The 20,588-nt window shown below is 50.0% G+C and carries 16 protein-coding genes; 6 read left to right on the plus strand and 10 right to left on the minus strand.

The window, feature by feature from the left end:
- Nucleotides 1-44: 44 nt before the first annotated feature.
- Nucleotides 45-878, plus strand: a complete 834-nt coding sequence (locus EL645_RS14725) for a phosphatase PAP2 family protein (protein ID WP_126551225.1) — start codon at nucleotides 45-47, stop codon at nucleotides 876-878.
- A gap of 136 nt (nucleotides 879-1,014) precedes the next feature.
- On the opposite strand, the gene EL645_RS14730 is transcribed toward EL645_RS14725, so the two are convergent.
- Nucleotides 1,015-1,926, minus strand: a complete 912-nt coding sequence (locus EL645_RS14730) for a hypothetical protein (RefSeq protein WP_126551226.1) — start codon at nucleotides 1,924-1,926, stop codon at nucleotides 1,015-1,017.
- A 342-nt stretch (nucleotides 1,927-2,268) separates the two neighbouring features.
- Between EL645_RS14730 and EL645_RS14735 the strand changes: the two genes are divergently transcribed.
- Nucleotides 2,269-2,757, plus strand: a complete 489-nt coding sequence (locus tag EL645_RS14735) for a PaaI family thioesterase (RefSeq protein ID WP_126551227.1) — start codon at nucleotides 2,269-2,271, stop codon at nucleotides 2,755-2,757.
- Nucleotides 2,758-2,836: 79 nt separating this feature from the next.
- On the opposite strand, the gene ftsH is transcribed toward EL645_RS14735, so the two are convergent.
- Complete coding sequence (ftsH, locus tag EL645_RS14740; protein ID WP_170207733.1) at nucleotides 2,837-4,639, minus strand: ATP-dependent zinc metalloprotease FtsH; 1,803 nt, start codon at nucleotides 4,637-4,639, stop codon at nucleotides 2,837-2,839.
- A 1,013-nt stretch (nucleotides 4,640-5,652) separates the two neighbouring features.
- On the opposite strand from ftsH, the gene merB reads away from it, so the two are divergent.
- Nucleotides 5,653-6,294 carry an alkylmercury lyase MerB gene (gene merB / locus EL645_RS14745; RefSeq protein WP_126551228.1) on the plus strand — a complete coding sequence of 214 codons (642 nt, stop codon included), beginning with the start codon at nucleotides 5,653-5,655 and terminating at the stop codon, nucleotides 6,292-6,294.
- A gap of 1,815 nt (nucleotides 6,295-8,109) precedes the next feature.
- Here the strand turns inward: merB and EL645_RS14750 are convergent.
- From EL645_RS14750 to dnaB, 7 genes are all read right to left on the minus strand, one after another.
- Nucleotides 8,110-8,931: an alpha/beta fold hydrolase gene (locus EL645_RS14750; RefSeq protein ID WP_126551229.1), complete on the minus strand. Its 822-nt coding sequence runs from the start codon at nucleotides 8,929-8,931 to the stop codon at nucleotides 8,110-8,112.
- A gap of 71 nt (nucleotides 8,932-9,002) precedes the next feature.
- Nucleotides 9,003-9,740, minus strand: a complete 738-nt coding sequence (locus tag EL645_RS14755) for a class I SAM-dependent methyltransferase (protein ID WP_126551230.1) — start codon at nucleotides 9,738-9,740, stop codon at nucleotides 9,003-9,005.
- Complete coding sequence (locus tag EL645_RS14760; protein WP_126551231.1) at nucleotides 9,737-10,606, minus strand: HAD family hydrolase; 870 nt, start codon at nucleotides 10,604-10,606, stop codon at nucleotides 9,737-9,739. Before EL645_RS14760 ends, EL645_RS14755 begins: the two co-directional genes overlap by 4 nt.
- A 178-nt stretch (nucleotides 10,607-10,784) precedes the next feature.
- The gene (locus EL645_RS14765; protein WP_126551232.1) at nucleotides 10,785-11,438 is read right to left on the minus strand and encodes an ATP-dependent Clp protease proteolytic subunit; all 654 of its coding nucleotides are present in this window, start codon (nucleotides 11,436-11,438) and stop codon (nucleotides 10,785-10,787) included.
- A 308-nt stretch (nucleotides 11,439-11,746) separates the two neighbouring features.
- Nucleotides 11,747-13,411, minus strand: coding sequence for an ATP-binding protein (locus EL645_RS40955; RefSeq protein ID WP_126551233.1), 1,665 nt, complete (start codon nucleotides 13,409-13,411; stop codon nucleotides 11,747-11,749).
- Nucleotides 13,357-14,109 (minus strand): DnaD domain-containing protein, encoded by a 753-nt coding sequence (locus EL645_RS14775; protein WP_126551234.1) that lies wholly within the window; start codon nucleotides 14,107-14,109, stop codon nucleotides 13,357-13,359. Before EL645_RS14775 ends, EL645_RS40955 begins: the two co-directional genes overlap by 55 nt.
- A gap of 17 nt (nucleotides 14,110-14,126) precedes the next feature.
- Nucleotides 14,127-15,461, minus strand: coding sequence for a replicative DNA helicase (gene dnaB, locus EL645_RS14780; protein WP_126551235.1), 1,335 nt, complete (start codon nucleotides 15,459-15,461; stop codon nucleotides 14,127-14,129).
- A gap of 953 nt (nucleotides 15,462-16,414) precedes the next feature.
- Between dnaB and EL645_RS42630 the strand changes: the two genes are divergently transcribed.
- On the plus strand, nucleotides 16,415-17,350 hold the full coding sequence (locus EL645_RS42630) for a peptidylprolyl isomerase (protein WP_246035367.1): 936 nt from the start codon (nucleotides 16,415-16,417) through the stop codon (nucleotides 17,348-17,350).
- A gap of 158 nt (nucleotides 17,351-17,508) precedes the next feature.
- The gene (locus EL645_RS14790) at nucleotides 17,509-18,021 is read left to right on the plus strand and encodes a peptidylprolyl isomerase (protein WP_126551236.1); all 513 of its coding nucleotides are present in this window, start codon (nucleotides 17,509-17,511) and stop codon (nucleotides 18,019-18,021) included.
- Between the two features lie 116 nt (nucleotides 18,022-18,137).
- On the opposite strand, the gene EL645_RS14795 is transcribed toward EL645_RS14790, so the two are convergent.
- Complete coding sequence (locus tag EL645_RS14795; RefSeq protein WP_161977224.1) at nucleotides 18,138-19,571, minus strand: IS4 family transposase; 1,434 nt, start codon at nucleotides 19,569-19,571, stop codon at nucleotides 18,138-18,140.
- A gap of 432 nt (nucleotides 19,572-20,003) precedes the next feature.
- On the opposite strand from EL645_RS14795, the gene EL645_RS14800 reads away from it, so the two are divergent.
- Entirely contained in the window at nucleotides 20,004-20,507 is a 504-nt protein-coding gene (locus tag EL645_RS14800; RefSeq protein ID WP_126551237.1) for a nuclear transport factor 2 family protein, read from the plus strand.
- Nucleotides 20,508-20,588 lie beyond the last annotated feature (81 nt).

Here is a 20,588-nt window from a genome sequence, read left to right on the forward strand (position 1 = left end):
ATGTATACGATGTATAGATTATTGATTGGTGAGAGGTAGCGTATATGAAGCAGGAGAAGCCTGTTAATGAACAGATGCAGGAAAATGTGGAAGGGGCTGTGGAAAAAGTACAGCAAGAAGTAACGGAGAGCCGAGATCCATGGTATATGGTGTCGCGGCGCGCCCAATTTCTAATTGTGGCCTACCTGATTATTTTCGTAGCTTTTTCAGCCCTGGCCTGGTTTGTTCATGTCCATCCAATTCTCCCAGTAGACATTGTGATTACCAAAGAGTTCCAGGAGAACAAGAATCCTATTCTCAATAGTTTGATGATAGCGGTAAGTTATCTGGGGAACCAGCCAATAGTGTTTTTTGGCTTGATTGCGTTGACTGCTCTGGCCTTCTGGGTAGTGCGTTTGCGCCTGGAAGCCCTCTTCATTATTGGTCTCTCTGTGATCTCTACACCCTTGAATATTCTCTTAAAGTATCTTGTCAGCCGACCGCGCCCGACCGCCAACCTGGTAGACGTTTTTCAAAGGGCAACTGGACAAAGTTTCCCCAGTGGGCACGTGATGTCATATGTAGCATTCTGGGGTTTGATCTTCTCACTGGGGTTGATTCTGTTTAGGAGGGATCGCTGGTGGAACTATGTCCTATTGATTGTGCCTGCCTTCTTTGTCGTGATGGTGGGTCCGTCACGTATCTATCTGGGAGATCACTGGGCCAGTGATGTGTTGGGGGCATATATGATTGGTGGTTTACTGCTAGGCCTGACTCTCTGGCTCTATATGTTTTTGAAGGGCCGAGGTGTCTTAACACCAAAGCTGCGTAAACCAGAAGAACACCTGTTGGATCCCCAACCACGAACTCGTCGACCGCATATTCCTGCTCAATCTTAAGCTGCATATAATATATATTGTGCCTGCAGGATACAGGTCTATTAGCAACAAAGAAGCGGCCCACCTCTATAAAAGATGGGGCCGCTTCTTTGTTGCTATACCAGTTGATCAGACAGATGTTGTCTGGAAGCTAATCTTATTTGCTGGCATTTTCATTGTGCTGTGCATGATTATCTTCCTGGTGTTCCTGATTTTTCTCGTCTGATTGATTATTTGCACTTGATGTATGCGTGCGCCGTTTGCGTGTGGTTCGGGGTGTAGATGATTCGTCGTCATCCTCCTCATCCGTATCTTCAGAGGACGTGGTGGTTGACTGTTTGGCATGTCCGGCTGTTGTAGCCTGTTCGTGCTTAACTTCTTCGGTAATTGCTTCCGCCAGCTCTTCACGTACCGCAGGCGGAGGCCACGCGTGTTCATCGCTTGTCTCGACAGGCATGCTTCCTTCACCAGATTGGATTACCACATCCCCGGCTGAGGAGCTGTTTTTGGAGGTGTGATGACCAGAATGATTGGTGTGGGTGGTTTTTGCAGCGTTGGTTTCGCTAGTAGTAGCTTCCTCGGTCTGCGTTACACCCCCTTCAACCGGTTCGGGTGAAGATAAGTGTAGTTCTTGGACCGCCTCCGTATCTTGATACGTTTCGCCTGGATCTAATTCCTGACCCCCGGTAGCTGGAGTTTGCTTAGCCTGTTTTTTCTTATTTGCTTTGTCCGCCTTGTCGGCATTTTCCGCCTTATGGTTTTTTTCTAATTTCTCTGTTTTTTTTTGTTTGTCGGCTTTAGCGGTTTTGTCGGCTTTATCTGGCGTCTGTGCAGCCATCTTTTGGAGTTGAGATAACATATCCTCAAGATCGTGAAGACGGTCGGTATTTGTCTTTAAATTATCTTCCGCCCTATGGATCTTCTGCTCTGCTTTTCGCACATCTTTTTTTACCTGCTCAACTTTCAGCATAAGCTTAGCCTCTTTTTTGGCCAGTTTCTTGCGGTTTTTCAGAGCATTATCATTATCTTGAGACGATGCTATTTTTTCCTGGACATTTGTCTTTGCCATAGTCACATCCTTATCTAGCTACGATGCCTGAATTGTAATAGAAGATATGCTCAATGTCTTTTATACGACACGAACAAAATCTTGGTTTCTGTCTCATTCTTATCCCTGGACGTAGGTCTTTGGTACGCAGAAATATCAAGACAGAGGCGCCCGGACTGGTCTAATCTGAGAGGTAAGTGTGTCTTATATTATACAACATTTAAGGCTATCTATGGCGGGTTGGGACGTAATTATTATTTTGCTATTGAAATTATAACGCATAGAACAATCAGGGAGTTCGCATAGACATTTTTTTGTGATAGACTCAGAAAAGCCCATATAAGGAGGAGCTATTTTTATATTATGGATGTCAATGATACGACGGATTATCAACGTTGTTTTGCCTGTGGCCAGAATAATCCTTCCAGTTTGAAAATGACGTTTCGTACCGAGAATGACACAGTAGTATCCGATTTCCAGCCTCGCGAGGAGCATCAGGGCTTCCCAGGGGTTATTCATGGAGGTATTATTGCGACTGCATTGGATGAGGCCTTGAATCGGGCTTCTGTGCTGGCTGACAAGCCGACCTGGACCATGACTGGACGCTTAGAGGTGCGCTATCGGCGCTATGTTCCCTATGGTCCTATGTTGCGTGCTCGTGCCTCGTTAGTATCAAAACGCGGCCGCATGGTACAGGCCAGTGGAAAATTAACGCTGGCGGATGACGAAAGTGTTGTGCTGGCAGAGGCCCAGGGTACATTTATGGCTCTGACTCCAGAAATATTGGATTCTGTGATGCAAGATTATCCGGGTATGCGCTCCTTTTTTGAGGACGAAGTAAACGATATGTGATGGAATAGCTTTGAAGGTAATAACAAAGGCCGCTCGCCATACAACTGGCGAGCGGCCTTTGTTATTTAGCTTGTACTGTTTATTGTGTTTCGGTTGGAGCCACCGGATCGGTTGGAGGGGGTGGTGCCAGGGCCGTCACAGCCTGTTGCACTGCTCTGAGTTGAGATGGAGCAACTGGAGCTCCCGTCTCTTCCATGATGGCGTGTAACTGCTTAATGTCGATTGTCTCGTAACGGCGCAGGTCCTGCGCGATCCGATCCAGGGTTAGTCGATAGGTTGTGAGCAGATTGAGCGCCTCTTCATAAGCGGCACGTACAATGCGATCAACTTCCTCATCGATCAGTTCAGCAGTCTCTTCACTATAATCAGTTGGGGCGCCTGTATCGCCACCGCCTGAAAATGGATTCTCACGCTCACTGAAGGAGACTGTGCCCAGGCGCTCGCTCATACCCCAGCGAGTGACCATTTGACGGGCGATCTGTGTAACACGCTGTAGATCGTTTTCTGCGCCAGTTGTGATGCGATCAAAGACCACCTTCTCAGCGGCACGACCACCCAGGGCAGTCACAATGCGGGTTAACAGATACTCTTTCGAGTAGTTGTAGCGATCGTCCAAAGGTGTATACATGGTAACACCCAGGGCCTGTCCGCGAGGCACAATCGTTACTTTGGTGACGGGATCGGTACCCTCAAGCAAGAGGCCTGTCAGAGCATGTCCACCCTCGTGATAGGCGGTCACGTTCAGATCGCTATCGCTGAGTACCAAAGGACGTTCTGCGCCCAGCAGGATCTTATCCAGTGCTTCGTCAAAGCAGCGCTGATCCACGTTATCACGGTTGCGCCGCGCCGCCAGTAAGGCGGCCTCATTCACGAGGTTAGCCAGGTCGGCACCCACCATACCAGTTGTAGAACGTGCTACCGTTACCAGGTTGACATCGCTCGACAGAGGAACCTTGCGGGTATGGATTTTCAGGATAGCCAGGCGACCATTCCAGTCTGGACGGTCCACGGTCACGCGGCGGTCGAAACGACCGGGACGCAACAGCGCCTGATCCAGTCCATCGGGGCGGTTGGTCGCGGCGATTACGACCACAGCCTGACGAGCATCAAAACCATCCATCTCAACCAGCAACTGGTTCAGGGTCTGTTCACGCTCATCATTGGTATTGATACTGGAGCCACGCTGACGACCGACGGCATCAATTTCATCGATAAAGATGATACTGGGAGAAGCCTTCTTGGCCTGATCGAACAGATCACGTACACGGCTGGCACCAACACCAACCAGCACCTCGACAAATTCGGAGCCAGACATTGAGAAGAATGGAACGCCTGCCTCACCGGCGACCGCACGGGCGAGCAGGGTTTTACCTGTTCCCGGAGGTCCTACGAGCAAGACACCGCGAGGAATTTTACCACCCAGACGCTGGAACTTGCCAGGCGTCTTCAGGAATTCCACCACTTCCTGCAACTCATATTTTGATTCATCGACACCGGCAACATCGGCAAACGTCGTACTTGGACGATCTTCGAGGATCAGTTTGGCACGGCTCTTGCCGAAACTGAAAATGCCCTGTTGTCCCTGTGACGAGCGGCGTGTAAAGAAGAAGAAAAGTCCGATCAAGAAGACCCAGGGTAGGATATTAATCGCCAGGCTGAGCCAGATCGAATTATCCTGTGGGGGCTGATACCTGAATGTCACATTATGGCTATAGAGCAACTGTGACAATTGAGGATCGCCATTGGGTAACTGATACGTATGGAACTGTTTCTGATCCTTTACCGGTTGTTGGAAGGTTCCGATAATGTCGGATGTACCAATAATGGTGACATCTTTGACATTATTGGCTTGAATCTGGTTCGTGAAATCGTTGTAGGACAGATCTAGACGTTGTGAACTGCCCCACTGCCAAAGTTATTGCTGAAGATACTATATATGTACAAAGCAAGCATAATTCCAACAAGCGCGAGTAGCCACTTGTTGAGATTATTTGACGGTCGTTGCTGTGGCGTTTGCCCGTTAGGCCTACCTGTAGGGCCAGGACGCGTTTGCTGCTGCCTATCGTTGCCGTTTTGTAGCCAGTACACATTCTCCGGCGGTTTTTCCATTGCAAATTACCTGCTTTCTTGGCCCTTGACATGCAATACCACTGTTTTTTGTATGCATAAGGAAAATACTATAGGCCTTTTTTGGTAACATCCCATATTATATCTCACTGCTAGCGGAAATGCATCACTTAGAATTTTTCTTTTTTGATTGCTCCCTGCGGGGAGCAATCAAAAGGAAGGGAAGTGGGGACACCCCACACCCCGGCAGGAGGGCCAGGCAGGCCCTCCTGCACCCCCCTGCTTTCTCCTAAGAATCGCGGAAGCAATCAAAAGGAAGGTATGTTGGGAGCTGCTGTACCCCCGGCATGCCTGCCCCATGCTCCGGCGGGAGGGCCCACCTGGCTCTCCTGCATCACTCTGCTTTCTTTGCTGCCTGCAAAAGCGAGGGAAAGAAAAGGGAAGCGGGGGTAGGTTGGATTCTTGTAGGAGGATGATTGGCCTCCTGTACTGCCTGCTTTGTGGTTTTGCTGTTCGGACTACAAGTTATGGTTCATATATTAGACGCACCAGAGTGGTATTCTGGAGATACCTCTACTGGTGATTATGATTATCTCGATTATAATACGCTGAGTTGGTAGCTCACGTTGCATGTTTTTGGGAAGATAGTACCGGGTTGGTCGATGTAGCGAGGCTTGACGTGGGGCTTTTTGTGGTTTATAACGCGTGGCAGGGGTGTGAAGTTTTTCTAGCCTGCTTGGTCCAGGCGTTAAGATTGGTGAAAATGAGAATATTTGTGTTCTTTGCTGGATAAGAGCGAGATTGATTTGAAGGATAGGAAAGAGAGATATGCAGGGAATTTCTGATGTGGCATTGATTGATGCTTTGACTGAACGCTTACAGGCTAGCTGCCGAGGCTATACAGGGTTGTGGCGTGAATTGTTGCTTTTATTGGGCAACGGAAAGGCTGTTGATGCGAGGACGCTAGCTCAGGTATTGGATGTGCCGGTGGCGGATCTGGTTGAGCAGCTGAAAGAGTTGCCAAAGATCGAATATAATTCTGAGGGACGGATTGTAGCGGCTGGATTGTCTTTATTGCCAACCAAACACCATTTTCAGGTCCAGGGGCATGAGCTGTTTACCTGGTGCGCTTTTGACAGCCTGGCCTATCCAGTGATCTTGCAGCAGCCGGTGCAGGTCTCTTCGAGTTGTCCGATGACGAATGAGATGATTACAATGCAGGTTATGCCTGATGGATTGCAAGATGTTGAGCCCACCGGGGCTTATATTGCCATTGCCCTGCCATCAACTGATGATATATGCAGCGACATTCGTACGAATTTTTGTAACCAGACACATTTTTTCTCTTCCGAGCAGGCAGCAGACCAGTGGTGTCAGACCCACAGTAACGCGATACCGCTGCCCGTGGTAGAGGCCTATCGTATTGTGTGGCAGGTGGCTCGGAAAGTTTATTTTGACGTGGCGGAATAAATACTGCTTAACCCCGTGGCCAGCGATTGCCAAGCCAGAAGCCCAGGGGCTTATATGGTTATGTGATTGGCGGGCAGGCAATCCATCCTGGCGACTGCGTGCCAGCTGGGCCATGGTCTCGCGCCAGATAGCGCTGCGCAGTCCTAGAGCTGGCTGGCGGCGCAGCAGTGTTGACTGTAACAGCTGGCCTATAGGTGAATAGAGCCAGGGACGCAAAAGGCGATAGAGCTGATACGAGGCACTCTGGCGTCCTAATTGCAGCCAGGCGGTAATCCAGCCCAGAATCTCGGTCGGCGTCAGTGTTTTAAGGGCCAGGGCATAAATGTTGGGATAGTAGCCAGGTGTGTTCAACACAATGCGTGTATAGTCCAGCCAGCTTACGCGATCTTTGAAAAAGTCATTGGTAATTCGGGGTCCTAGCTCTTTTAAGACGTGGCAAAAAACATTCAGGGTCTCATTTACCTGCCAGGTTGGCTCAGCATGATCGGGTTTGGCAATCATAAACTTACTAAATGCTCTAGCTACAGCCGGCACCGCCTCCGAGGCACGAATCTGATTGAGCTCTGCCGCGCTCAAGCAATTACTCTGCAAGGCCTGAGCGAGCAATGTCGTGATGCGTTGTAGGTTACGGACATAGGAGCCGAAACCACAGAACGTCAACGGTGATTGAAAGGCTGCCGCATCTCCCAGGGACAGAACGCGATCATAGGCTAATACCTTGGCTTCCGGCTGCCAGGGCAATGTAATGTTATAGCCAGCTGGAATGAAGCCATAGACTGGCTTTAGAATCTCAACCGCGCTGGTATCCTTATAGCCAGGTAGGAGCGCAAAGAAATCGTCAAAGAGCTCCAGTAGATCGACGTGGCCGCCGGATTCAGCGTAGTAAAACAGGTAGATGGCTACCTGGTCTTCCTTACCAGGAAACGCTTCCCAGATTAACTGGCGTCCTTTACGGCTATCTTCAGTCGAGACCAGAACCTCACCGATCGCAGGGTCAATCTGATCCGATGCTGTTCCCTGCTTATAGCCACGAGCAACGGTTCCGACTGTGGGGCAGACCAATGAATAGGGACGGCCGCAATTGAGCTGGCAGGCAATGGGCGAGGTTGAGCCCATACCATCAATCAGTAAGTTAGCCTGATAGCTATGGGGTGTCCCCTGCTTATCTATCACATCGACGGTGACGCTATGTGCTGGTTGGACCGCACAACGCACAAAGGTTGTATTGTGTAGGATAACGTTGGAGGCACCATTGCGGGGACAATGGTCCTGGATTTTTTGGACACAGAGCGCGGTAAGTTTTTCAGCGTCAATCGCAACGTTAAGCACATCTTTGAGATGCAGCTCGGTCGGGGCGACCTGGATATGTTCAGCATGAAAGCGAATCAAACCATCCTGATATTCGCGCTGAATCACCGACTCCAGCTCTGTGGGGGTTAGCAGACCACTATCGAGCAGTTCCTGAAGTTCTTCCCGTGAAATATTCCACTCACGGTGTACTGCTCCGACTGTAAAGCGATCAAAGACAAGGACCCGAAAGCCATAGCGCCGGGTCATCACCGCTGCATGTAGCAGGTTCAAGCCGCCACCAGCATAAATGATGTCAAACGTATCGCTAGCAGTCACCACAGGTCGTTCTTCAGTCACAACAACTTCAGCATACGTGCGCCTATCACCAGAGAGAAGCAAGTTTTGCCAGCTCTCATTGAGATCTTGCAGGCGTTTCAGGTGTTGCTCGCCCTCAGGGATAGCGGTAAAGGCCTGTGCAAGATGTGGATATTGATCGGCTAACTGCTCAATAGATGTTTGCATAAGTTAATTTTCTTTTAAAAATTGACGAACGGCGGTTATAAAGGCCTCATATTGATCCCGGCGAATGCTGTGGCCTGCCTCTTCAATATGGACCAGCTTGCCACACGGCCAGGTATCAAGTGCCTGTTGAGCAACGTCAGATGTCACAATAGCGCCACGAGCAGGATCGCCAGTAATCAGCAGTCCTGGCCGCTCCATCTGTGGAACGATGACCTGCCAATCGCGACTGACCTGGTACAGACCCTGAGAAAATACCTCAACTCGAAACTGTCCCTGTGCCTCTGCCCAGGTGCTGACATCCTCAGTTGACCAGCGTGGATTAAAATCAGCGGCATCCTCAATGCGCTCGGGCAGCGGCTGCTTGTGCAGTTCGCGCATGCCGGCTTCCCATTGCTTGAGGCCATTTTCCTCTTCCTGAGATAATGGTTCTGCGACAAAGCCACGCCAGGGAGGATCTTCAAGCATAACCAAGCGTACCAGTTCGGGATGTTGCTTTGTGACATGGGCGGCTGTATGGGCGCCCATTGAATGCCCCAGCAAGGCTACAGGTTCCAATTGTAGGGCCTGGATAGCGGTTGCCACATCAGAGACCAGCAACTTGGTGCTAAAACCATTAACCGCAGCACCTGAACGGCCGTGTCCACGGGCATCCAGCATCACGACATCATAATCAGCCTCTAATCCTCGGGCGACTGAGGTCCAGCATAAACCAGCATCGGTAAAGCCATGTAACAGCAACACCGGAGGTTTGGCAGCCCCTCCCGTGCGATAATAATGTAGCTGTACATCATTCGCCAGAACATGGCCTTCAAACCATTGTGACATATCTACATCGTCTCCTCGCTTAAAATAGTTATCGTGTTAGTATACGCTATCTTTCCATCGGGTTGCTGAACTTATTGCTCATTTTTAGCGGCAGCCGCTTTCTCACCCAGTGTAATAAAAACCTGCCAGCGACGGCTACGCACACGTTGAGAACGACGATGTAAGCCAGACTGCTCTAATGGAATGAGGCTCCCAAATGGCATACCGGGTAACTCTTCGGTTGTAAAGGCCTCATCATCCACTGTCGTTGTTGTTGTGGACTGTGTATGGTTTCGGATGCCCGATGAAAGGGAGCGTGGACCATAGATGAGCAGGTGGATCAGAACCAGGAAAGGTTGCAGATAGCCAACTGGCTGTAGATGTGCTCCCTCAACAATGATCAGGCGGCCACCGGGACGCAAGACGCGTTCAACCTCGGCAATCGTATCGGGATCATAGATATACTCGGACGGGAATGTGCTGACCACTGTATCGAAGGTATTGGCGGAGAAAGGCAGGGATTGAGCTGAGCCCTGGATGACCCAGGATGCGGGCCCAGCATGGCGGCGATGTAGCGTATCGCGTGCAGCCGCGACCATCTCCGGGGAATGTTCTATTGCCCGGCACATATAGCCAGCTTCCAGCATATCCGCCAATAAATCACCGAGGCCGCAGCCCAGTTCCAGAACATCGTGTCCACGCAAGCGAGTAAGGACCAATCCCTGCCAGACACGCCACTGACCAGCGAATGGTACCGTACTGGCAAAGCGGTAGAGGTAGCGATTTTTATATAAGGTTTCAAAAAGCAACTTGCGCAGATTTGGTGTCATTGGATATCTGCCCCCGTAAAGATAGTCAGCAAGTCATGTAGTTGTTCAATCGTATGGTCTGGTGGTGCAACATTTAACTGACGCCGGCGTCTCTGTTGCTCATATTCCAGGCCTGCGGCAAAAAGCGCCGTGGGCGCGACCGGCTCAGAGGCTGGAAGTCCATTGTGCTCACGAAGAGAGCTATATAGCTGAGGAACTGGTTTCCAGACCGTAGCTATCCCCAATGACTGTGCGCCTCCTACATCAGCATATAGTGAGTCTCCAACCATAGCAGCCTCAACAGGTGAGGCATGGAGGGCATTTAATGCATAGTGAAAGATAGCCGCATGAGGTTTGCGAATCCCGAGATCGGCTGAAATGGCAATCGCGTTAATAGGGAAAAAATTGAGCAAGCCCAATTGTTGGAGATCCGCCAGAAAGGATGGGCCGCCCCAGGAGCGGTTAGTGACGACGCCAAGCATATAGCCACGTTGTTGCAAGGCCTGCAGTGTTTCCAGGGCACCCGGAAAGAGGCGGCGTGTAGCAGCCGCCGAGACTTGCAAGCTTGAAAAGAGGCGTCGACCAGCCCTTGCCTCAATAGCAGGCAAGCCAAATTGGGTCAATACAGTGGCCGTAACCTGTCCAAAATCAGGCTCATAATTGGGGTCCTTTTTCTCTTCCCGCTTCAATTCAGTCAGCAGTGCCGGCAACAACTCGCGCCTCACTTTATCCTGATCGAGCTGCTGAAAGAGTTGCGGATTGATATATTCCTGTAAGAAGAGCAAGGCCTGATCGAGCGCTTCAGAGGCTAAGGCGGTATCGGGTATAATACGTTCCCAGAGTGTATAGCCAATATCAAATAAAATGCAGCGGATTCTTCTATCCATGAAGGGCGAATCTCCTTTTATCGTGGCCTGTTTATGTATGCACACATAAAAGGGCCAGGTAGTTTCACTTGCATGAACCCTGATAGGGAAACATGAGTAACATACCTGGCCCTACGCATCTTTGCACCTACGCTACTATCGAGAGCAATGTTGCTGGTGATGTTTCTTCAAAGAGTTATTATTGCTCTTTAGTAGAAGAAAGGATATCATCAACCAGACCATACTCAACCGCCTGTTGCGCGGTCAGATAGTAGTTACGGTCGGAGTCTTGTAGAATACGCTCAGTTGTTTGACCTGTATGATGTGCGAGAATCTCGTACAGGCTACGGCGCAGGCGCAAGATCTCACGAGCAGTGATTTCGATATCCGCGGCCTGACCTTCAGCACCACCGAGAGGCTGATGGATCAGCATGGTTGAATTAGGTAAGCAATAGCGCTTATCTTTAGCACCACCGGCCAGCAGAACTGCACCCATACTCATCGCCATACCCATACATACAGTAGAAACATCCGGGCGTACCCACTGCATTGTGTCATAGACAGCTAATCCAGCATAGATGCTTCCCCCTGGAGAGTTGATATACATATTGATGTCTTTAGTTGCATCTTCGCTTTGCAGATAAAGCAACTGTCCGACAACGCTATTCGCGACCATATCATCGATAGGTGTACCAATGAATACAATACGTTCTTTCAACAGGCGCGAGAAAAGATCCGAGCCATAGGTGCCACGTGGTGTCGTCTCAATTACGTTTGGGATAATACCCCTTGGCTCCAGAATGTCACGAGATTCTTTGATCCATTTAGGATCGCGCGGATCGTATTTGGTCATGTGCGCTCCTTACTTATCTATAACGGTCATTTCTTTTCAAGGTCAGAAATAAGCCGTTGGCAAAAAATGAATGTGCAGAGGAAACCCACAAATGGGGGACGTTTAACGTTATGATAGCACTTACAAGATGCGAGTGCAAGAAATGGCGGGTAAGTGCCGGGCAATTCGTGAAAGGTGTCGTCTGAGAGGCTTTCGGGAGGTTTTTGTAAGTAAATTGAGCATAAAGAAGAAGTAGAGGGTGTTCTCGTAGTGAAAAGTGGGATGGTTAATAACTGTGAGAACGCCCTCCATATATGTAAGGATTAGATTTAACGTTTCCGGACGTTATGTGGTCGATGATCGCGTGCCCGATCCATATTGATTTGCGTGACCAGGCTAACGTCACTTAGACGCGAGCGGATGCGATCATCGATTCCCTGTAAGCCCTTAGGATTAGCGGTGATTACCGTCGGCATCGATAGATTATAGCGATAGTTAAGTAACTGGAAAAGTTTTTCATTGGCCCAGGAAGAGCTCTGTTGTGATCCCAGATCATCGAGCACCAGCAGTTCAGCCTCACGCATTTTCGAGAAGAGCTGATCATAGACCTCATTGGCGGTAGGAGCGAAGGCGGCCCGCAGATGATCCAGTAAATCTGGCACAGCCTCAAACAGGACGACCGCCCCGCTATCCAGACTCAAGTTAGCAATAGCGGCGGCCAGGTGGGTCTTGCCGCAGCCATTAGGACCGACCAGCACAAGCCAACCCTCAGGATTCTGGGCAAAATTGGTCGCGGCATCATACGCTTCCTGAACGCCTGGTGTATGCAGGGTAAATGAGCGAAAGCTCTGGTTCCGAAAGGCATCCATATTCGACATAGTGCGCAACTGCTGGCGGCGCTTCTCTTTACGCTCAAATTCTTTGCACTCGCAGGCAATTGGCTTCCCAAAATTAGGATGGCCAAAGGGTACATCGGCACGTAGAAAGCCCGCGCCCCTGCATCGAGGGCAGGTACCTTTATCTATTACAGGCGTGTTGGTAGTAGGAGGGGGTACCTCTTGTGGTGGAGGCATCGTCTCCTGACGCACCGGCTTAAGATAGCGTGAAGAGGTTGAGAGGCCAGGCCGCGTCAACGGACTGCGCTCTCCTCTAACCATACCCGAAACCGCATGTGGATTGAGTGGCTGGGTAATGCGTTGCGGTATTGGCATCTCCTGGGCGCGCGCCTGTTGGCTGGCAATAGCTGACGCCAGGCGTGTATCATGTAAATTGCGTGAACCCCGTGAAGGAGACTCAACCTCAGAATGTGGCCGCTGACGATAGGTTGGTGGCTGATAAGTGCTGGGCGCAGGCTCATCATAGACCTCAACCTCTTCATCCTCATAGATATACTCGCCGCCCTCTTGCTCCCAATCACCATAGGTTAAACCATTTTCCTCCCACTCCTCGACTACATCAGCGCGTGGATTAGGCGTATAGGCATCCGATGTGTGTATCGGATGATAATCGCTGGTTGGCCGTGGCTGCAACGGCTGGATACGCGGTTGATCCTGGTGTGGTTGCGGTTGAGGTTGATAGACAGAACCTGTATCGCTAACCGTGCGCCGAGGATATGAAGACGGGTAGGTTGGATGATCAGCCCGAGAGATAGGTTCTCCGCGGGAGACCGGTTCGCCATAAGAACGACCGTCCGTATTAGCGGCTTCCTGATGAATATTTGAATAATGCCGTGTTCGTGATGAATAATTATTTTGTGGATAAGAAGAAGCCTGAGACGACGTCCCTTGAGAATATTTTTGGGCAGGACGAGATTGAGGCTCCGTCGTCGGATAACGACGCGTCAAAGGCCCCTGAGATTGTGGCGTGCGTGCCTGTGTTCGTTGCTCGGAAAGAGGGTGACGCCGCCCGGTTCGATCGAATATTTCATTGAGGCGCTCCATTACTGCCTGCCTTCCGTTTCCCAGCGCCTGAGAATGGCGCGAATATAACTCCATTTACGTTTGTTCTGCTCAACAGCCTCACGAAAAGCTGCTTCAATCCAATCCTGGGGATAATGATCGGCTGCGTCTTTTAACTCATCCGCTATCATTGGTGACAATAAGCCAATATTTTGCTCGTATAATACAAAAATATTTGGACGTTCCACCTCAATATGCATAGGGCGAATAGTATTGTTGTAGCCTATAGAACTAGCATACACCCCTGCTCCAACGGCGAGTTGATTGACCGACTGTGCGGGCTGTTCATCGCGTGTGAGCAGTTGGGCAGAAATCATTTCACCTCCTTGTAATTCAGCGACGACCTTTCGGCTGCGAGCGGTATTAAAAAAGTACCAGCCGATCAGAACGTCTTCTCCCTCGCTAGCCAGGTGTAGATGCACCTTGAGCAGTGTTCCCCGAGCAACAGACTGTTCCAGGCCAATGCGTAAGCGCTCTTCAGGTGGGCGCGGATCACCGCGGCGTTTTAAGCTACGCAGCAAAAGCTGATCATGTATTAGTTCGCCCTCACTAACACAACGGGGATTGCCACGTTGTTTTGCTAGCAAATAGAAGATATGCAGTGTTACTTTAAGTTCGGCACTATCTTCTATATCGGGCAACAATTGAGTGAAAAAGACCTCTGGAATGGGCACAAAAGGATTTTTCCCAGCCGGAAAGCCCGCGAATCCAGAGGATTCTGTAAATGTTGACATCAAAGGTCACCCCCAAATTATTCTTCTGCTGGTGGTGAAACTTCCAGATCGCTAAAGCGGGTCTGGCTGGCCTGGAAATAAAGGCTGACTTCGCCGACTGGTCCATTACGGTGTTTAGCTACAATAATATCGGCAATATTTTTTCGTTCTGTATCGGGATTATATACATCATCTCTATAAATAAACATAACAACGTCCGCATCCTGTTCGATCGATCCCGATTCACGTAAGTCTGAGAGTTGGGGGACTTTGGATTGGCGGCTTTCTACGGCACGTGAGAGCTGGGCGAGGGCCATAACCGGCACATCCAGTTCACGGGCCAGACCTTTAAGGTTACGGCTGATCTCAGAGATTTCTTGTACGCGGTTATCGTTGCGTTTGCCAGCCGAAGATTGCATCAACTGCAAGTAGTCAACGATAATCATATCAACCCCATGTTCAGCCTGTAGCCTGCGAGCCTTACTGCGCATCTCCATCGTCGAAATGCCAGCCGTATCATCCAACCAGATACTGGCCTCAGCCAATGTGCCCATCGCGAAAACAATGCGTTCCCACTCGTCATCCTCAATCCAGCCGGTACGCAGGCGCTGCTGATCGATACCTGCATCCATAGAAAGCAAACGCTGCACCAGCTGCTCTTTACTCATTTCCAGACTGAAGATCGCAATGGATTTTTTATGTTTGACAGCCGCATTATAGGCCAGGCTAAGACAAAGACTGGTTTTGCCGACCGCCGGTCGGGCAGCCAGAATAATCAGATCTGATTTTTGCAATCCCCCTGTTAAACGATCCAGGTCAGTAAAACCGGTAGGAACCCCCACGACAGTCCCACGACGTTCATGGAGCTGATCCAGCTTAGTCATATAGTCGCCAAGCAATTCGCTCAGAGAAGAGAAATCTGCCCGGGCGTGGCGCTGGCTAATGCCAAAAATAAGTTTTTCTGCTTTATCCAGCGCGATATTGGCATCGCCTTCCTCATAGGCTGTTGCTGCGATCTCCCCTGCCGCATGAATCAAACGGCGGAGAATCGCCGTACGTTCAACGATACGGCCATAATACTCAATATTACCGCTGGTAGGTACCTGATTGATGAGCGAAGTAATATAGCTTGCGCCCCCAACCTCTTCCAGTTTATTTTTGCGTTCAAGCTCATCACAAATAGTAATAAAATCAGCGGCTTCGCGCTGTTCATAGAGCTGGATGATCGTTTCATAAATAGTACGATGAGCATCGCGATAGAAGTCTTCGGCCACCAGAAAATCAGCGACCTGTACGATCGCTTCAGGGTCGATAATAATACTTCCGAGGACTCCAGACTCGGCTTCTATATTCTGCGGTAACAATTTTTCCACGTCTTCGACTCCAGCATCTACATATCTTCACATATTGTAAAAGGTATCTTTAAAAACGGCGCCCGGGTGCAGCATCTTCCAATGCTTTTTAGCAGCATGCAAGCTGACTGTTTTGAATGAATTTAGACTGCAGCAACAAGCATTATAGCATATACACGAACATTTGATCTGATAAATAGACTGATAATTACTCCTTATTATTAATACCACTGCAGGCACAATTCAGGTCTGATAAATAACCTTTGTTATGTGTCTCTACGTCAGCCGTAATACAGCAGGGCTTTTTACTTTTCCTCTTTGGCACCTGCGGCACCGGGTGTGGAGTGTGTGTGGTGGGCGGCCGCAGCCGCCCACCACACACACTCCACACCTGAAAGAACGTCCATCGTATCGCTTGCCCGTGATCTCTGGACTGGTAATACAGGGCTCTCATTAAGGCCCCGAGGAGTGAGTGGTGTTGCGTGTATCTAACTCATGTGCACAAAGTGTAACGAATATTTGGGCCGAAATCAAATGATATATATGGCTGTGCTATGTGGATAAGTGGATAATTTTTGCTTCAATTAAAGCAGAAAAGTGACTTATACACCTGTTTCAGGGATTTATCCACAGTAAACAGGGACTTTTCCCCGGTTATCCACAGAGTTATCCACCATTTTTATCAAAAGATGTGGATAACTTCATATTGATGGTTGGAAAAAGGGGGGGGAATCATGGGCTAGAGAGATCTATTATCGTGCCTGGTTGATTGCTATGTCAACTTATGCCCCTATAATAGAGGAAGAGCTATAAAGAAGGACTTTCGACCCCTCTTTTAGGGCCAGCAGTCTATTTATGAGCACCTCTAACAAATCGGGTCTTGACCATAAAATGTAGTAAGGTTTATTATAGACCAATAAATACACGAGTCCGTGTCGGTCACGTAATGAAGAAGGAGCATCAAAACACACCTCATGCCAAAGACAACAAAACGCGCCGAATCGAGGCGTGCCGCTAAAATAGCTCGGGCCCATTCTACTCAACTGCCAGATCTAGAGGCCAACGACCCGGAGCGTCGACGCACTGCTCCTGGAAAAAAGGCCCCGGCTCGTGGAATCGCTCGTTATCCCTGGGCTTCCATCATTATTTTATGCCTGGTAATTGCTGGCGTTTTTCTCACGCTATATGTCAATCACTATCCGCCATTCGCGCAAGCAAAATCCAGTACAGCTGCCAAGCCAGCGGCGACCGCCACTGCGGCAACCACTCCTGCCGCCGCCAGTACCCCAGCGGCTACACCTACTACCGTTGCCAGTAGCGTAAACGACGCGGCTTCGGTGTGCGCGAAACCAGCAATGGTTAGTGCCGTCACCAGGACAGGAGCACCAAGTGCGGACGACGTCAAAAAGATCAATCACAAGTACAGCAGTGCTCAGAACGTGATTGATAACAATAAAGTATACTGCGCTGGCATCAATACCAATCGCGGACTCATTGTACTGGAACTCGACCCCAAAATTGCTCCCAAGACAGTCAACAATTTTGTCTTCCTGGCCCAGAATCACTTCTATGATGGATTAACCTTCCATCGTGTTGTCAAAGACTTCGTAGCCCAGGGTGGAGATCCAACTGGCACAGGCACTGGTGGCCCTGGTTATCAGTTTGCTGATGAGCCAGTACAGGGTACATATACCGATGGTAGTGTTGCCATGGCCAACTCGGGTCCAAACACCAATGGCAGCCAGTTCTTCATCAGCATCGCGGACAACTCATCCAAACTGCAAAAACAATATAACCTCTTTGGTCATGTGGTTGAGGGTTTGAATGTTGCCAAGAGCCTGACCCTGGTTGAGAATGGCAGTGCTAAACCCGATACTATGAACTATGTAGTAGTCAAAGCAGCCTCCTAATTCTTCATTTAAGAGTAAGGAGCCTGTAGCAGGCACCCACATAACTTGACAACATACAATAAAATGTTAAGGGCTTCCTAATAAGTGTAGGGAGCCCTTAAACTATAAGGGCACTTAAACTGATAAGCTGCCCTGAAGTAATGGAAGGAGAAATATTCTTGGCAAAGCAATATAGTGCTCCACCAGCAATGCAGATCGATCCTAGCAAGAAATACACAGCGATTTTCCATACAGACAAAGGTGATATGACAGTCGACCTGTTTGCCGCCGAGGCACCAGCTACCGTCAACAACTTTGTTTTTCTTGCTCGTGATGGTTTCTATAACAACACCACTTTCCACCGTGTCATTGGTGGTTTCATGGCCCAGGGTGGAGATCCCGAGGGTTCTGGCCGTGGTGGCCCTGGTTATCGTTTTGACGACGAGAAGGGTGCATTACGCCTGCGCCACGAAGGCCCTGGTATCTTATCAATGGCGAACGCTGGACCCAACACCAATGGTTCCCAGTTCTTCATTACATACGATAGCCAGCCACACCTCAATGGTAAGCATGGTGTATTCGGTAAAGTCTCCAAGGGTCTGGATGTATTGCGTTCACTGCGCGAGCGTGATCCAATGCGTGATCGCAACCCTGGCGATACACTGCACTTCATCGAGATTATCGAGAGCTAAATACTCGCGTGCGGGCACTGAGGTGCCCGCACCGTTTTATGAGTCATCCCTAACTTTTGAAAAAGTTCCCAAAACTGGGGGGTGCAGGGTCCTCCCTGCCGGGGTCTGACTTTTTATCACAAATCTAGTTGATTCGAAAGGAGGGAAGCGAGTTGCATTCCCTGCAACACGTTCTGGATATACATCCACCCCAACCACAAGGTTTTCCATCCAGGTGGGCCATCGCCTTTGCGACCCAAGTAGCCACCATGACGTGCAATGCCATGCCAGCATTGCTGCACCGTCATGGTTTTTGCTGGATGCCCACTCAAATGAGCCACCACCAGGACAATATCAGTGGGTATCACTGCCCGTGCCAGCTCGTCAGGACATTGACGCGAAAGCACACGCAATTGCAACAAGCGCACGGCAATGGGGGCAATGATGCCCAGCAACGTTCGCAACCCCTCGTAATCCCGAATCTCTCGTTCTTCCATATGGCATCCCGTCTTGAGACCTTGGTGATAGTCCTCAACAATCCAACGCCTGCGATACCACTCGACCCGCTCTTGGGCTTGAGTTGCCGTGTGGGTGGGGACCGAGGTCAACAAGATCCAGTCCAAGGCTTCAACCCCTTCTGGGGGATCAGGTTCCCACACACGGATGACCCAGATCACCAGCGGACGCCACTGGTTGGCTTCCCGTGTGCGGGGAGGCAACAGACGCACGGGCTGCCAACTCACGGCCAAAAGGGCCTTGCGGGCCGGGTGTTTCTGGCTACTCTTGAGTTCCAGCCACATGCTCGACCGAATGGGCATCTGCTTGACCACCTCCAGCAAATGCAGCGTGGGGCTACGATGATGATGCGATCGTGGGGGCACCGGTGTCTCTCCTTGTTCCACCAACAGATCAATACAGCGATCTTCATAGGCCCGGACGAGAAAATCACACCCCTGCTCTCGACATTGGCGCATGAACGCAAAGATGTCACTGTAGCGGTCGCCCATATGAATCCATTGACTGCCAGCAGGAGGCGAGCCCAGGATGCGCACACTGCGCTCCCATACCTCCGATTCCCGTTCGCGTTTCCAGCGTTGTTGCTTGCTCTCTTTCTCAGGGGCTGGCTGGCGCAAAAAGGGTTCTTGATGAGCCAATCCCAACAACTGATCGTGCTGAGGTACAACAGCCAGGACGCTTTGCAACAGAAAGCCGTGATGCGTTCCGTTGCCAATGGGCCCCAGTCCACGCGTCGTAGGATGAGCCTGGTAATCCATCTCTGTGGTATCCTGAATCAACAAGACCTGTGCCTGCTGGTGGCATGCTTGCCGTGTGTGTTGCAGGTGGGGAGCAACCAGATGTTCATACGAGGTATGCGACGAATGCACAAATCGATAGGCCGCTTCCAAGCCCGCCGGGCTCAACACACCGGGCAGAGACGCTTGTGGATGCTGCGCAAGGTGGAACGCAAGATCGACGGCACGCTGCACACGACGTGGATCGCCCAGTTGGACCGAGCCAAAGGTGGCTTGAGCCCACTGCTGAGACGACAACAAGATTGCTGGAGACAACATCACCTTCTCCTTTCTTTTCGTTCTTGGTCGTTCCAATGGCATGTGCACCAAGAACCGTGGTTTTTCTGCTTCCACGATTCAACGACTAAAAATGTGATAAAAAGTCAGGCCGGGGTGCGGGGTGTCCCCGCACCCCGGCAGGAGGGCTCGCCGCCCTCCTGCACCTCCCGCATTGGGAGCGCGAAAATCCGGGATGACTTTTATTATGAGTCATTTATGCTATTAAGCGAGATATTAACGGCTTGCATAGATCTTTAATACCTCACTTAATAGCATTTTTTTGAGCATTATGGTGCGAATTAGTCATTTTTCTATCTTCACACGTATAGTAAAGTGAAGAACGAAGCACAGATAGAGGATGAGGCAGATATAGAGATGCAGATTGGATAAGGTCGCCCTCTATCCAGTCAGTGTTGATGGGAGATGTCATATATGAGCGCGAATAGAGTTGAAATCGTCAAAACAGTTATCGCGGCACTGCAGTCTGGTGATACAGAAGTCGCGGCAGCGAAACTTGCTGATAGCTTCACAATGACTGGATTTGTCACCAGGGCGTTGAATAAAGGCCAGTTCCTTAGCTTTCAGGATGAACTACTGGCAGCTATGCCAGATCTCTCCTATAACCTCGACAACGTTGTACGCACGCAAGAGGCAAATACCGTAAGCGCCTCAGTAATATTGACCGGCACCCACACCCATGACCTCGAGTTACCTCAGTTTGGATTGGAAAAAATAGCCGCCACAGGGATCGATGTTTCGCTGCCGCAAACAACCCTCATATGCCATGTAGAGCATGATCAGCTGACGCGGGCAGAATTCGAAAATGTCACTGGAGGAGGTCTGGTGGGTTTACTGCAGCAGCTTGGTTCAGAGCTTCCCTTATTGCAGGATGAGCTCAACGAGCCTGACGGGGAGAATGGTGATGGTACGGAATAATACAGATTAGAAGAAGTAATAATTGTGTACTGGTGAGAGCTGGAAACATCTACAATTAAAAAGCAGGGGATAGAACCGCCC

It is taken from the genome of Dictyobacter kobayashii (assembly GCF_003967555.1).
In the GTDB taxonomy this organism is placed as follows: domain Bacteria; phylum Chloroflexota; class Ktedonobacteria; order Ktedonobacterales; family Ktedonobacteraceae; genus Dictyobacter; species Dictyobacter kobayashii.